Origin of the sequence: Streptomyces sp. NPDC090442 (assembly GCF_044769405.1) — a bacterium.
Lineage (GTDB): Bacteria > Actinomycetota > Actinomycetes > Streptomycetales > Streptomycetaceae > Streptomyces.
Window position 1 is genome coordinate 1 of the sequence record NZ_JBIVXW010000050.1, and the last position, 13,074, is coordinate 13,074.

Below are 13,074 nucleotides of genomic sequence, written 5' to 3' on the forward strand. Positions count from 1 at the left end.
CCGCGGCCGGCCCGGACGGTGCCGGCGGGCACTCGGGCCAGCAGGCCACGGGCGAGGACGAGGTCGTCGACGCGGAGATCGTGGACGACGACAAGCGGGAAGGAGGCGGACGATGAACCGTCCGACCGATGCCGGTCGTCTCCCCCGCCCGCCGCTGGCGCTCGTCGGGCGCACCCGGCCGGAGCGGGGGTCGGCGCCGCCGCCCCGGCCGGAGTCGGACCAGGTGCGGCCGGGCCGGGACGCCGGCCGCACCGCCCGGCGCGACGGCGGGCCGGGCGGCCCCGGCGCCCGGCAGTCCGACGCCGAGCGGCTGGCGGCCGAGGTGCGGGAGCGCACGGCCGATCTCCAGCGGGTCAAGGCGGAGTTCGACAACTACCGGCGCCGGGTCCACCGGGACCGGCTGGCGGTGGGGCAGATCGCCGTGGTCAACGTGTTGGAACGGCTGCTTCCGGTGCTCGACGCGATCGCCGAGGCCACCGAGCAGGGCGAGGTGACCGGCGGCTTCCGGCGGGTCGCCGACCTCCTGGACACGGAGCTCGCCGCCCTGGGGCTCGCGCCCCTCGGCGCCCCGGGCGAGCCCTTCGACCCGAACGTCCACGAGGCGGTGACCTACCGCCCCGCCGGAGCGGGCGCGCGCCCCGCGGCCGGCGAACGCCCGGTCTGCGCCGAGGTGGTCCGCCGGGGCTTCCGGGTGGGCGACCGCCTGCTGCGCCCCGCCCAGGTGGCCGTGACCGGCGCCCCGACGGCCAACACCCCGAAGAGGGGACGGCGTTGACGACGCTCACGACGCGGACGGCCGGCGCCGGGTGAGCGCGCCGGCCGCCAGCAACGCCCCGACGGCCGCCAGGCACAGCCAGGCGAAGGTGTCCCCGGTCCGGTCGTAGACCGTGGTGGTGCCGTGCAGCGGGACGTGGGCGACGGTGGCCTGCCGGTCGGTGGTGAAGTAGTCCGTGGTGGCCAGCGTCCGGCCCTGGTCGTCGAAGACGGCCGAGACGCCCTCGGCGTCCTGGCGGAACAGCGCGTAGCCGGACTCGACGGCCCGGATCGCGGCCTTGGCGGTGTGCACCCGCCCGAACTCCGGCCAGTCGTGGGCCGGGACGAGCATGAGGTCGGCCGGGACCCGCATCAGGGCGGGGAAGTCGGCGTCGTAGCAGATGACGTTGGCCAGCCGGCCGTACGGGGTGGCGGCGGTCGGGACGCGGCCGTCGCCGGGGGTGTAGGTCTCCGAGCCGGGGATGGGGTGGGCCTTCTGGTACGTCCAGCGCACGGTGCCCCGGGGGTCGATGAGGAGCGCCTCGTTGCGGCCGTAGGACGGTGCCTGTGCGGTGTGGACGCGCAGGCCGACCTCCAGGTAGATCCGCGAGCGGCGGGCCTCTTCCCGGGCCGCGGCGAGGGCCGCCGGCTCGTCGCCGACCAGCACCCGCGCCCCCTCCTCGGGCCAGACCACGATCTCGGCGCCGGCCGCGGCCTCCCGCCGGGTGGCGGCCAACAGGCCGTCGAGCACGGCGCGCTGGGCCGGCCGGAGGCCCGGCGGCGGGTGGGCAACCAGGCCGGCCGGCCCGCCGGTGGCGCGCGCGTACTGCGCCTTCTGGGCCCGGACCAGGGCCGCGTCCGCGGTGACGCCGGCGATCCGGACCGTCGGCCCGGTGGGCGGGGCGAGGGCGAGCCGGGCGCCGCCGGCGAGGACGACGGCGAGCAGCACCGCGGCGCAGGTGAACACCGCGCGCCGGACGGTGGCCCAAGAGCCCGCCTCCCAGAGGTGATTGAGGGTCGAGGCGCACCAGGCGACGAGGAAGCCGATCCCGTAGGAGCCGGTGACCGAGACGAGTTGCAGCAGCGGCAGCGCGCCGGTCTGGGTGGCCGCCAGCGAGCCGTAGACGGTGCCGAACGGGCTGAGCAGGGTGATCAGGAACTCGGCGGCGGCCGTCGCGGCCGGGAACGTCAGCAGCGCCGCCCACGGCCGCAACCGCCCGATGAGCAGGCGGTCCAGGAGGAACGGCAGGGTGAGCAGCGCGGCGAGCCCGGTCACGCCCAGCAGGACGACGGGGTTGAGGCCCAGCGCCGACTCGGCGACCCAGAATACCGCCGCCGCGGTGTTGGCCGCCCACAGCACCAGGGCGCCGGTCCAGGGGCGGCCGGTGCGGGCGAAGCGGAGCAGCAGGACGGGGAAGAGCCAGGCCGCGGCGGCGATGTCCCACCGGCCGCCGACGGCGAGCAGATGGGCCGCGGTGCCCAGGAGCAGTAGCGTCCAGCGGGCGCGGGCCGAGGTCGCGCGGGGGCCGTCGCGTCCCGTACGCCCGGCGGTACTCGTGGTGTTCACGGGGTTCGTCGATCCCTTCGATGGGCCGGTGGGTCGGCGACCGGGCGGTGCGCGGCGCGCCGTCCGGTCGGATGCCGTGGGGTTCCGACGCTAGGAAGGCGGGGGCGGCCGCGGCGTCGTCCTGGTTGCCGATCCGCCGCCGGGCCGCGCACCTTTGGTTGCGTCGGTGGGCGGCCCGATTCCCTCCGCGCGGACGATCGTCGCCCCGGGGGCGGCTGGTTAGCCTTGCGACCCGTTATGGACACGTACTTCACGGCCGCCCTCCGGCGCGCCCACCGCCAACTCGCCGACCGGCGGCCCTGGCTCGGCGATCTCGCGCTCGGCGGCGGGCTGACCGCGTTCGACATGCTGACCCTGCTCGCCCGGCACCCGGCTCCGAGCCCGGTCGGGGTGCTGCTCTGGGGGCTCCAGACCCTGCCGCTGGTCTGGCGCCGCCGGTGGCCACGGACCGTGCTGTGCGCGATGACCGCCGCGTTCGTGGTCTTCGAAGTCGTCGATCCGGTGCCGGGCAAGATCCCCGGCCCGTATCTGCTGATCTTCGCCGGGTACGCGGTGGCCCGCCGCACGCCGGCCCGCTCCGGGCTGCTGTGGACGGCGCTGTCGCTGCTCACGGTCGTGGCGACGGACCTGCTCACCGACCGGACCGACCCGCCGCAGCTCGGCTCGCTGGAGCCGGTCACCGCCACCACCTTCGTGGTCTTCTACGGCGTCGCCTGGCTCCTGGGCTACGGGCGGCGGCGGATCGCGCTCCAGGCGGACCGGCTGCGCGACCTCAACCGCCGGCTCGGCGAGACCAACGGGCGCCTGGAGGAGGTCAACTCCCGGCTGCGGGAGGCCAACGAGGACCTGCGCGCCGCGCGGGAGCGCAACGCCCGTCAGGCCGTGGTCACCGAGCGCGCCCGGATCGCCCGCGATCTGCACGACGTGGTCGCCCACCACGTCAGCGCCATCGCCGTCCAGGCGCGCGCCACCGACGGACGGTCGGCGGGGCGTGGTGCGGATCGCGGAGACCGCGGACACCGCGCTGGTCGAAATGCGCCGGATCCTGGGCCTGTTGACCGTCGGCGAGGACCGGGACGGCGCCGCCGGCCCCGCGCCCGAGCCGTCCCTCGGCCACGTCCGGACGCTGTTCACGGCGGTGGAGGCGGCCGGCTGCCGGGTGACCGCGGAGCTGGACGACGCCCTCGACGCGCTGCCGCCCGCGCTCCAGGTGTCGGCCTATCGCATCGTCCAGGAGGCCCTCACCAACGTCCTCAAGCACGCCGGCGCCACGGACGTGCGGGTCGCGCTGCGCCGCGGCGCGACGGCGCTGACCATAGCCGTCGAGAACGGGCCGGCGGCCACCAAACACCGGCCGCCGCCCGGATCGGGCCGGGGCCTGCTCGGCGTCCGCGAGCGCGCCGCGGCGTTCGGGGGCACGGTGCACACCGGCCCGCGCCCGCACGGCGGTTGGCGGCTCTGCGCCACGCTCCCCCTGGAGGCCCTCGCATGACCATCCGGGTGCTCCTCGCCGACGACCAGGAGATGGTCCGCGACGCCCTGCGGGCGGTGATCGACCGCCGCCCGGACTTCTCGGTCGTGGGCACCGCCGCCGACGGCGCGGAGGCGGTCGCCCGGGCCCGCGAACTCCGCCCGGACGTCGTCGTCATGGACGTCCGGATGCCCGGCACCAACGGCATCGAGGCCACCCGCCGGCTGCTCGCCGACTGGCCGCACCCCGGGCCGCCGCCCCGCGTGCTGGTCCTGACCACCTTCGACCTGGACGCGTATGTGCACGCGGCGCTGCGCGCCGGCGCCTGCGGGTTCCTGCTGAAGAACAGCCCGCCGGACCAACTCGCCCACGCCCTGCGGGTGGTGGCCGACGGGGAGGCGATGCTCGCGCCGAGCGTCACCCAGCGGCTGATCGGCGCCTTCACCGCGCTCCCCGCGGGCCTGCTGCCGGGCGCCCCGGCCCCGTCCACCGCCGCCGGCCGGCGCCTGGACGCCCTCACCGCCCGCGAGTTGGAGGTGCTGCTCCTGGTGGCCCGCGGCCGGTCCAACCTCCAGATCGCCGAGGACCTCGGGCTGTCCCAGCCGACCGTCAAGAGCCGGGTCAACCGCATCCTCACCCGCCTGGGCCTGGAGAACCGCGTCCAGGCGGCGCTCCTGGCCCACGAGGCGGGCCTCCTCGGCCCCGCCGCGGCCCGGCCCCACGGCGCCGACGGCGCGCCCGACCGGCCGTGACGACCGCTCCCGGGGGGCGCGGTGCCCTTGCGCGGGCGGGGTGGCGGCGGCGAGGGTGGTCCCGTCCCCGCCGGAGCGCCCGGCCCGGAAACCAGTGGAGAGCGCGTGGCATCCTTCGGCGGCCGCATGACCAACGAGAACGGCGCGACCACGCCGCGCCCCGGCCCCACCACGGCCGACGCGCCCGACGCAGCGGCGGTTCCCGACGTCTTCGATCCGCGCCGCTACGCCGAGGGGCTGCCGCTCGACGCCTACCGGCTCCTGCGCGACCACCACCCGGTGGCCTGGCAGGACGAGCCCGAGGTGCTGGGCTGGCCGGCCGGTCCCGGCTTCTGGGCGGTGACCCGGCACCGGGACGTGGTCCGGGTCCTGAAGGACGCCCGGACCTTCTCGTCCCACCTGGGCGCCACCCAGATCCGCGACCCCGACCCGGACGACCTGCCGTTCATCCGGCGGATGATGCTCAATCAGGACCCCCCGGACCACAACCGGCTGCGCCGCCTGGTCAGTCGGGCCTTCACCCCACGCCGGGTCGACCGCTTCACGGGTGTCGTACGGGAGCGGGCCCGCGCCCTGTTGGGCGCCGCGGTCGAGGGCGCGCGCACCGGGGGCGACGGGGTGTGCGACCTCGTCACCGCCGTCACCGACGAGTACGCCCTGCTCAACCTCGCCGACCTGCTGGGCGTCCCACCGTCCGAGCGGGGGCTGATGCTGGACTGGACCCGGCGGGTGATCGGCTACCAGGACCCGGACGAGGCCGGCCCGGCGGTGCCCGGCGCGGACGGCCGGCCCGCCAACCCCCGCTCCCCCGCGCTGCTCCAAGACATGTTCGCGTTCGCCCGCGAGCTGGCCGCGCACAAGCGGCGGCACCCGGGCGACGACGTGCTGACCGCGCTCGCCACCGACCCCGAACTGGCCGTGCCCGAGCTGGAGATGTTCTTCTTCCTGCTGACCATCGCGGGCAACGACACGGTGCGCAGCGCCGCCCCCGGCGGGCTGCTGGCGCTGGCGCACCACCCGGACGCCCACGCCGCGCTGCGCACCGGCGCGGTGGCGGTGGACACGGCGGTGGAGGAGCTGCTGCGCTGGCACACGCCGGTGCTGAGCTTCCGCCGGACCGCCGCCGAGGACACCGAACTGGCCGGCACCCGGATCCGCGCCGGCGACAAGGTCGTGGTCTTCCACGGCTCGGCCAACCACGACGAGCGGGCCTTCGCCGACCCGGGCCGACTGGACCTCGCCCGCACCCCGAACCCCCATGTGTCCTTCGGGGACGGCCCGCACGTCTGCCTGGGCGCGCACCTGGCCCGGCTCCAACTGCGGGTGCTGTACGAGGAGACCTGCGCGCTGTTGCCCGCTGTGGCGGTCGCCGGACCGCCACAGCGGCTGGTGTCGAACTTCATCCACGGGGTGAAGTCGCTGCCCCTACGGGTGGCGACCTGAGGCGGGCGGTCAGCGTGGGGCGGGGGTGACGCGGGGCGCGGGGGCGTGCGCGGTGGTCCAGTCGACGATCTGCACGGCCGCCCCGGCGGCCTCCTGGCCCCGGCAACGGGCGTGGTGGCGGCGGGCGATGGCGTCCAGGTCGAGGTGGCGGGCGAAGGCCGGGAGGGCGGCGAGCCGGCGGGCGTAGGACCACAGGCCGCGGTGGTCGGCTATGCGGTGCACGGCCGCGGCGTCCAGGTGCCAGCGGTGGACGGTGTCGAGCTGCACCAGGGTGACCCACAACTGCACGTCGGCGACGGTGAGTCGGTCACCGAGGAGGTAGCGGCGGTCGGCCAGGCGGCGCTCCAGTGCGGCGAGCGCGTCGAGCAGGGTGGTCAGGGCGGCCTCGTAGCCGGGGTGGTCGCTGCCGAGCGAACCGGCGTGCTGGGCGGCCTGGTTGATGTCCCGCTCGCAGCGCCGGGCCAGCGCGTCGATCGCGTCCCGGGCGTGGTCGGGGTAGAGGGCGGGTCCGTGGCCGCCGAACCGTTCGGCCAGGTCGCGGAGGATGTCCGGGGCGTGGGTGCTGACGATCCGTCCGGTCCAGTCGTCGCTGAGCACCGGGACGGTGGCGGGGCCCTGGTACTGGTGCGCGCTGGCCTCGTAGAGCGGGCGCAGCGCGGCGTAGCCGCACTCGGGGGCGTCGGGGACGGCGGGCAGCAGGTTCAGCGGGAGCACGTCGTCGAGGTCGAGCAGGGCGTGGGTGAGGGCGAGGCCCAGACAGTGCGGACAGGACGGGGAGAGGTGCAGGCGGTAGCGGTGCGGGGCCGGGTAGTGGCCGCTGCGCGGGTCGGGGCCGATCCGTCCCCGGAAGGCGGACGTGTCGGCGGCGGTGGAGGCGGAGGTGGTCATACGAGTCCCTGGGTGCGAGGTCCGGTGGCGGGTCGTACGGGTGGGCGCCCGGCGGCCCCCGCGCGCGGACGCGGACGGGCACCGGCACGGTGGCGCGGGGCGGGGCGGGGCCCAAGTGGGGCGCGGGGTCGACGGAAACCGGCTGCCGGCGCCCGGCGGCGGACTATGCGGCGCTGCAGACGCGCAGCAGATCGATGTGCCGGCGGGAGGTGAGGAGGGGACGCGGCCGGTCCGCGCGTGCCGCGCGGTCGCCGTCCCGCTCTGTGTGCCCCATCGACTCCCACCCTGTTCGCCGTGGTTCCCGCCCTTGAGTCTCAAGGCCCCGCCGGGCCGCGTCAAGGGTGGTGCGCCGGCGCGCTGCCGAGGGTGAGCCGACCGGCGCGCGCCGGGAATGCCGGGATCGCGCTCCTCGCCAGGGGCGGGGCGGCGGCCGGGCCCGACCGCTCGGGGATAATGCCACCATGCGGATTTCAGCCAGAGCGGACTACGCGGTGCGCGCCGCGCTGCAACTCGCGCACGCCCCGGACGGGGGCCCGCTCAAGGCGGAGGCGATCGCCGACGCCCAGGACATCCCGCACAAGTTCCTGGAGGGCATCCTGGGCGACATGCGGCGCGGCGGGCTGGTCCTCAGCCAGCGCGGCGGGAACGGCGGCTACCGCCTCGCCAAGGCCGCCGACGAGATCACCATCGCCGACGTGATCCGGGTCGTGGACGGTCCGCTGGTGTCCGTACGGGGCGTGCGCCCGCCGGAGTTGTCGTACAGCGGCCCCGCGGAGTCCCTGCTTCCGCTGTGGATCGCGCTGCGGGCCAACGTCCGTCAGATCCTCGACGGCGTCTCGCTGGCCGACGTGGCGTCGGCCGAACTCCCCCACCAGGTCTCGGCGCTGACCCGCGACCCGGCGTCCTGGATGAACCCCTAGCCGCCCGGGCCCGGTTGACCTGCGGACGGCCCGCGACGGGCCGTCGGACGACCGACCCCGTGTCCGGAATGCGACCCCGATCCGTCCACCCCTCGAACACCCCTTGCCCGGCCGGAAGTTCAGGACGCATCATGCAGCTATTCCCTACCAATCCAGTGGGAAAACTAGGGAAGCCCGACCGGGGGCCACCCCCACAGCCCGGTTCCAGCCGACGAGGACGGTGAACGGCGCATGCCGAAAAGGTCCGCAACACGTCCTGCCGCCCCGCAGTCCCGCCTCGCGGAGGAGGAGATCTGGCCCCGCGTCACCCGCGAGGTCGCCGACGACCTCGCCGTCGACGCGCTGGCCCGCGACCGGTCCGGCAAACCACCCGCCGACGAACTCGCCCGGCTGCGCGAGGCCGGCCTGCCGGCCCTGCTGACCCCGCCCGGCCCGCTCCGCGGCGGCAGCGACTGGCGCACCGCCTGCGCCGTCATCCGCGAGATCGCGGCGGCCGACAGCTCCATCGGCGAACTCCTCGCCCGCCACTACGCGTTGACCTGGAACACCCGATTCTTCGGCGACCCGGACCAGTCCGACGGGTTCGAGCGCCGGGTGGTGGCGGAGCAGTGGCTGCTGGCCGGCGACACCGGCAACTCACCGGCCGACGCCGAGCCCGCGTCCCCGGGCGCCGCCCCCGACCTCACCCTGGCCCTCACCCCGAACGGGAACGGCTATCTCCTGCACGGCCGCCGGTCGTTCGCCGCCGGCGTCACCGTCGCGGACCGCCTGGTCGTCGGCGCCACCTGTACCGAGACCGGCGACTGGCTGACCGCGCTGGTCGACCCGGCCCACCCCGGCGTCACCACCGACCCGGCCCACGACCGCCTGGGCCAGCGCCTCGCCGGCGCCGGCAGCGTCGCCTTCGACGGCGTACCGGTGCTGCCCGAGCAGCTCCTCGGCACCGTCTCCCACGACGAGCAGCACCTCACCCCGTACGCCACCCTGGCCCCGCTGGCGCTGCGGCTGGCCCTGGTCCACGTCGCGCTGGGCATCGCCGAGGGCGCGCTCGCCGAGGCCCGCGACCTCAGCCGCGCCGCGCCCGGCGGCTGGCCGACCGCCGACCCCGACCCGGCCCCGTACGCCGAACGACCGGGCGGCGACCCCTACTTGCTGCTCGCCTACGGCGAACTGGTCGCCGCCGCGCACACCGCGGCGGCCGTCGTGGAACCGGCCACCGAGGCCCTGGCCAGGGGCCTGCTGATGGGCCGGGAACTGGGCGTCAACGAGCGCGCCGACATCGCGGTGCTGGTCGCCGCCGCCGAGGCGGTGACCAACCAGTCCGCGCTCCAGATCACCACCCGCATCCTGGAGTTGACGGGCACCGCCGACTCCCCCGCCGGCGACCCGGGGTTCGACCGGTTCTGGCGCAACGCCCGCGTGCTGACCGCCCAGCGCTCGCCCGCGCACAGCCTCCGGGCCATCGGCGACCACTACTTGAACGGGACGCACCCGCCGCTGACCCTGCGGATCTGAGCCGCCGCGCCCCTCCGCCGCTCCCGACGCCGTGTCAGACGGCGGCCAGCAGGCTCCGGCCGAGCCAGTCCGAGCCGTCCCGCACGCCCGGCAGGGCGTAGAAGTACCCGCCACCGGTCGGCGAGATGTAGTCCACCAGCGGCTCGTCGATCAGCCGCTCCTGGGTGGCCTCGAACTGGCGGCGGACGTCCTGCTGGTAGGAGCAGAAGGCCAGCCCCATGTCCAGGTTGCCGACGTTGTCCACGCCCCGGTCGTAGTTGTAACCGCGGCGCAGGAGGCGGGAGTCGTCGGTCTTGGCGGTGCGCGGGTTGGCGAGCCGGATGTGCGAGTCCAACGGGATCGCGGTGCCGTGCGGGTCCTTCTGGTAGGCGGGCACGTCGAACTCGTTGGCACCGTCCAACGGGGCGCCGGTGTCCTTGCGGCGGCCGAACATCTTCTCCTGCTCGGCCAGCGAGACCCGGTCCCAGAACTCCACCAGCATCCGGATGATCCGGATGACCTGGTAGCTGCCGCCGGTCGCCCAGGCCGGCTCGCCCTGGCCGTCGCGGACCCACACCAAGTGGTCCATCTCCCGCCCCGACTTCACGTCGGGGTTGGCTATCCCGTCCTTGAAGCCGAGCAGGTTGCGCTGGGTGCCGCTGGGCCGGGGCGCGTTCTGGAAGCCGTCGATCCGCCACTTGATCTGCATGCCGCCGCGGGTGTGCCGGGCGATGTCGCGCAGCGCGTGCAGCACGGTGTCCTGGCGCTCCGCGCAGATCTGCAACGACAGGTCACCGTGGCACTCGGCGGCCTGGAGGTTGTCGTTGGGGAAGGTCCGCATCGGGGCCAGCTTGCGCGGCTTGGCCTTGGCGAGGCCGTAGCGGTCGTCGAAGAGCGAGGCGCCCACCCCGAGCGTGACGGTCAGCGCGTCGGCCGGGACGACCGGACCGAGGATCCCGTTGTCGGACGGCGGGGCGCCGACGCCGAGGTCCTGCGGCGCGCCGCCGGCGGTCAGGAAGCGGGACCGCTCGGTGATCGTCCGCAGCAGGTCGGTGAGTTCCCTGCGGTTCTCCGCGATGACGTTGAGCGAGACGAACGCCGCGGCGGCGGGCTGCGGGGTGAGGATGCCCGCCTGGTGGACGCCGTGGAACGGCACCTTGCCGGCGTCGGCGGTGTCGGCGGCGCGCGCGGTACCGGTCTGGCCCTGGGCCAGGGCGAAGCCGCCGCCGGCCAGCACCGCACCGGCCGCGCCGGCGCCCAGCGCGGTCTTCACGAACGAGCGCCGGTCGGCGGGACAGCGGCCCTGCGGGCCGGGCGTTTCGGCGGACATCTCGTGGATCCCTTCGGAGCGTGCGCGGGGTGGTGCGTCGGTTGCGGGGTGAATGGGGGGTGGGGAGGGATACGGGCGGGGGCCCGGTGGTCGGCGGTGGTGCTCGCGTCCCGGGACCGGGCGCCCCGATCCCGGGGCGGTCAGGCGGACTTGCGGATCTCCAGGAGGTCCGGCACCGGCGCCAGGTGTTCCAGCAGTTGCCCGGTGACCCCGTTCAACCGCTGGCGGGTGGTGGCGTCCAGCTTCTCGACCGGCGTCCAGGCGTCGCCGTGGTGCGCCGCGTCGAGCAGCTTCTGGAGCCGGGCGATGTCGCCGTCGATGGTCGTCAGCAACTGCGGGTCGCGCTTGGTGATCAGCGGGCGCAGCACGTCGAGGAGTTCGCGGGTGCCGGTGAGGTTGGCGTCGGCGGTGGCGAGGTTGCTGCCGCTGCCCCCGTCGGTGTCGCCGGTCAGCTCGAACTGGAGGGTGTTCTCCAGGATCTCGTGGGTGCGCAGCGGCAGGTCACCGGGGTCGAAGTCCTGGGTGGGGAACGCCTTCCGCAGCCCCATCACATCGCCGTGCAGCCGCTCCGCCGGCCCGGTCAGCTCGTCGGCGGACGCGCCGTGCCAGAGTCCGTACTCGATCCGGTGGAAACCGCTGAAGTCCTTGTCGTGCACGCCGCCCGGGAGCCCGTCGGCCCGCCCGTTGATCTTCTTGTCGAAGTCCTGGAACGTGCCGTAGGCGGCGCCGAGCGAGGAGTAGGTCCGGTGCGCGGTGAGCCAGTCGGTGCGGGCCGCGTCCAGGTCGCCGCCGGCGAGGTCGTCGCTGAGCCGCTGGGTCTGGTCGGTCAGCGTGGCCAACCCCGCGTCGACGTACTTCTTGTACGCGCGCAGCGGTCCGGCCAGGTCCTCCTCCGAGACCGGCACGACGGCCTTGGCGCCGCCCCCGCCGCTGACCCGGACGGCGGCCGAGGTGACGGCCTTGCCGCCGGTGGGGACGCAGCGCCAGGCGTACGAGCCGCCCGCGATGGGGGCGACCAGGTCGCGGGTGGTGCCGGGGGCCAGGCCCTCGATCTCGCCGTAGACCGCGTTGCTCGTCGGGTCGACGAGGTACACCTCGGAGGTCTTGTCGCCGGTGTTCTGCATCTGGAAGGTCTGCCGGCCCGTCTTGGGCGCGGTGAAGCCCTTGCCGCACTCCTTCTCGGACACCGCGATGGTGGGCGCCCCGGCCGGCTTGGACTTGCCGAAGGCGACGATCCCGCCCGCGACGACGGCGGGCACGGCGACCACGACGACGGGCAACACCCAGGCGGGGCGCTTCCGGCCGGTGGTAGCGGCAACCGGCGCGGCGGCGGCCGGCGCGGCGGCGGCCGGCGCGGCTTCCTTCTGCGGCTCGGGGGCGGGTTGCGGCTCAGGGGCGGACTCGGCCTGCTCCTCGCTCGACTCCCCCTCGGCCGGCTTCACTTCGGCAGACTCTGCCTCGGCCGACTTCGCCTCGGTCGACTGTGCCGCTGCCGCCTTCGCCCCGGGCGCACGCGGCGCCGGCACCGGTTTCGCGGCCGTCCGCACCCCGCGGACGAACAGCGTCATCACGACGGCGAGGTACGCCACGTACCCGAAGACCTGCAACCACGTCATGGCCGGCATCAGGTTGAAGACGCCCTGCACCAACGTGGTGTACCAGGCACTCGGGTCGATGCTCTGGCTGAGGTCGAAGGCGAACGCGGTCTTGCCGGGCAGCACCCCGCCCTCCTGGAGATCCCGCAGGCCGTACCCCAGGACGCCGGCGGCTATGACGATCAGCACGACCCCGGTCGCGGTGAAGAACTTGGTGAGGTTGATCTTGAGCACCCGGCGGTAGAGGCCCCAGCAGAGCCCCGCCGCGATGACCAGCCCGATCCCGGCGCCGATCATCGGCCCGACGGATTCGCCGGCCGCCCGCGCCGTGGTCCACAGGAACAGCGCGGTCTCCAACCCCTCGCGGCCCACGGCCAGGAAGGAGGTGACGATCAGCATGCCCGCACCCATCGCGAGCGCCCCGGTGACCTTCTCCTTGATCTCACCGGAGAGGCTGCGCGCGGAGCGCCGCATCCAGAACACCATCGCGGTGACGAACGCGACCGCGATGACGCTCAGCGTGCCGCCGAACGCCTCCTGCGCGGTGGCCGAGAGCGAGGCGGCGGTGAACGTGAGGACCGCACCGAAGCTCAACGACATCGCGATGGCGGCCAGCACACCGGTCCACACCTGCGGGAGGCGGGACTTGGCCCCGGCCCGGACGAGCGTGGCGACGAGGATCGAAACGATCAGTCCGGCTTCCAGACCTTCTCTCAAGCCGATCAAGAAACTCGGAAACGCGTCGTCCCACATAGTCGTCCTCTCCGGCCGCACAACCGCACCGGTATGCCTTACCTCAGTTAGCGAAGGCATACCTTAGTCAGACCGTCTGAAGATGTCTACACGACTGTAGTCACGTGG

The 13,074-nt window shown here is 74.9% G+C and carries 11 protein-coding genes and 1 pseudogene; 7 read left to right on the forward strand and 5 right to left on the reverse strand.

Annotation, left to right across the window (positions count from 1 at the left end; translation table 11 throughout):
- Nucleotides 1–112: 112 nt before the first annotated feature.
- Nucleotides 113–775, forward strand: coding sequence for a nucleotide exchange factor GrpE (gene grpE / locus ACIQU6_RS29645; RefSeq protein ID WP_403484767.1), 663 nt, complete (start codon nucleotides 113–115; stop codon nucleotides 773–775).
- A gap of 6 nt (nucleotides 776–781) precedes the next feature.
- On the opposite strand, the gene ACIQU6_RS29650 is transcribed toward grpE, so the two are convergent.
- Nucleotides 782–2,320 carry a nitrilase-related carbon-nitrogen hydrolase gene (locus ACIQU6_RS29650; protein WP_403484768.1) on the reverse strand — a complete coding sequence of 513 codons (1,539 nt, stop codon included), beginning with the start codon at nucleotides 2,318–2,320 and terminating at the stop codon, nucleotides 782–784.
- Nucleotides 2,321–2,782: 462 nt separating this feature from the next.
- Between ACIQU6_RS29650 and ACIQU6_RS29655 the strand changes: the two are divergent.
- The 4 genes and pseudogenes from ACIQU6_RS29655 to ACIQU6_RS29670 all read left to right on the forward strand — a co-directional run.
- Nucleotides 2,783–3,259 (forward strand): annotated as a pseudogene (locus ACIQU6_RS29655) (sensor histidine kinase); the annotation flags it as partial.
- Nucleotides 3,260–3,311: 52 nt separating this feature from the next.
- Nucleotides 3,312–3,812, forward strand: a complete 501-nt coding sequence (locus ACIQU6_RS29660) for a sensor histidine kinase (RefSeq protein WP_403484821.1) — start codon at nucleotides 3,312–3,314, stop codon at nucleotides 3,810–3,812.
- A complete protein-coding gene (locus ACIQU6_RS29665) occupies nucleotides 3,809–4,543 on the forward strand; it encodes a response regulator (RefSeq protein WP_403484822.1) in 735 nt (244 codons plus the stop codon). The genes ACIQU6_RS29660 and ACIQU6_RS29665 overlap by 4 nt, the downstream gene beginning before the upstream one ends.
- A gap of 126 nt (nucleotides 4,544–4,669) precedes the next feature.
- Nucleotides 4,670–5,986 carry a cytochrome P450 gene (locus ACIQU6_RS29670; protein WP_403484823.1) on the forward strand — a complete coding sequence of 439 codons (1,317 nt, stop codon included), beginning with the start codon at nucleotides 4,670–4,672 and terminating at the stop codon, nucleotides 5,984–5,986.
- Between the two features lie 9 nt (nucleotides 5,987–5,995).
- On the opposite strand, the gene ACIQU6_RS29675 is transcribed toward ACIQU6_RS29670, so the two are convergent.
- A complete protein-coding gene (locus tag ACIQU6_RS29675) occupies nucleotides 5,996–6,874 on the reverse strand; it encodes a glutathione S-transferase C-terminal domain-containing protein (protein ID WP_403484769.1) in 879 nt (292 codons plus the stop codon).
- A 163-nt stretch (nucleotides 6,875–7,037) separates the two neighbouring features.
- Nucleotides 7,038–7,148: a putative leader peptide gene (locus ACIQU6_RS29680; protein ID WP_342456883.1), complete on the reverse strand. Its 111-nt coding sequence runs from the start codon at nucleotides 7,146–7,148 to the stop codon at nucleotides 7,038–7,040.
- A 187-nt stretch (nucleotides 7,149–7,335) separates the two neighbouring features.
- On the opposite strand from ACIQU6_RS29680, the gene ACIQU6_RS29685 reads away from it, so the two are divergent.
- Both ACIQU6_RS29685 and ACIQU6_RS29690 read left to right on the forward strand, forming a co-directional pair.
- The gene (locus ACIQU6_RS29685; RefSeq protein ID WP_403484770.1) at nucleotides 7,336–7,794 is read left to right on the forward strand and encodes an RrF2 family transcriptional regulator; all 459 of its coding nucleotides are present in this window, start codon (nucleotides 7,336–7,338) and stop codon (nucleotides 7,792–7,794) included.
- Between the two features lie 231 nt (nucleotides 7,795–8,025).
- Nucleotides 8,026–9,309 (forward strand): acyl-CoA dehydrogenase, encoded by a 1,284-nt coding sequence (locus ACIQU6_RS29690; protein ID WP_403484771.1) that lies wholly within the window; start codon nucleotides 8,026–8,028, stop codon nucleotides 9,307–9,309.
- A gap of 34 nt (nucleotides 9,310–9,343) precedes the next feature.
- On the opposite strand, the gene efeB is transcribed toward ACIQU6_RS29690, so the two are convergent.
- Entirely contained in the window at nucleotides 9,344–10,618 is a 1,275-nt protein-coding gene (gene efeB / locus ACIQU6_RS29695; protein WP_403484772.1) for an iron uptake transporter deferrochelatase/peroxidase subunit, read from the reverse strand.
- Nucleotides 10,619–10,758: 140 nt separating this feature from the next.
- A complete protein-coding gene (efeU, locus tag ACIQU6_RS29700; protein ID WP_403484773.1) occupies nucleotides 10,759–12,966 on the reverse strand; it encodes an iron uptake transporter permease EfeU in 2,208 nt (735 codons plus the stop codon).
- Between the last annotated feature and the right edge of the window lie 108 nt (nucleotides 12,967–13,074).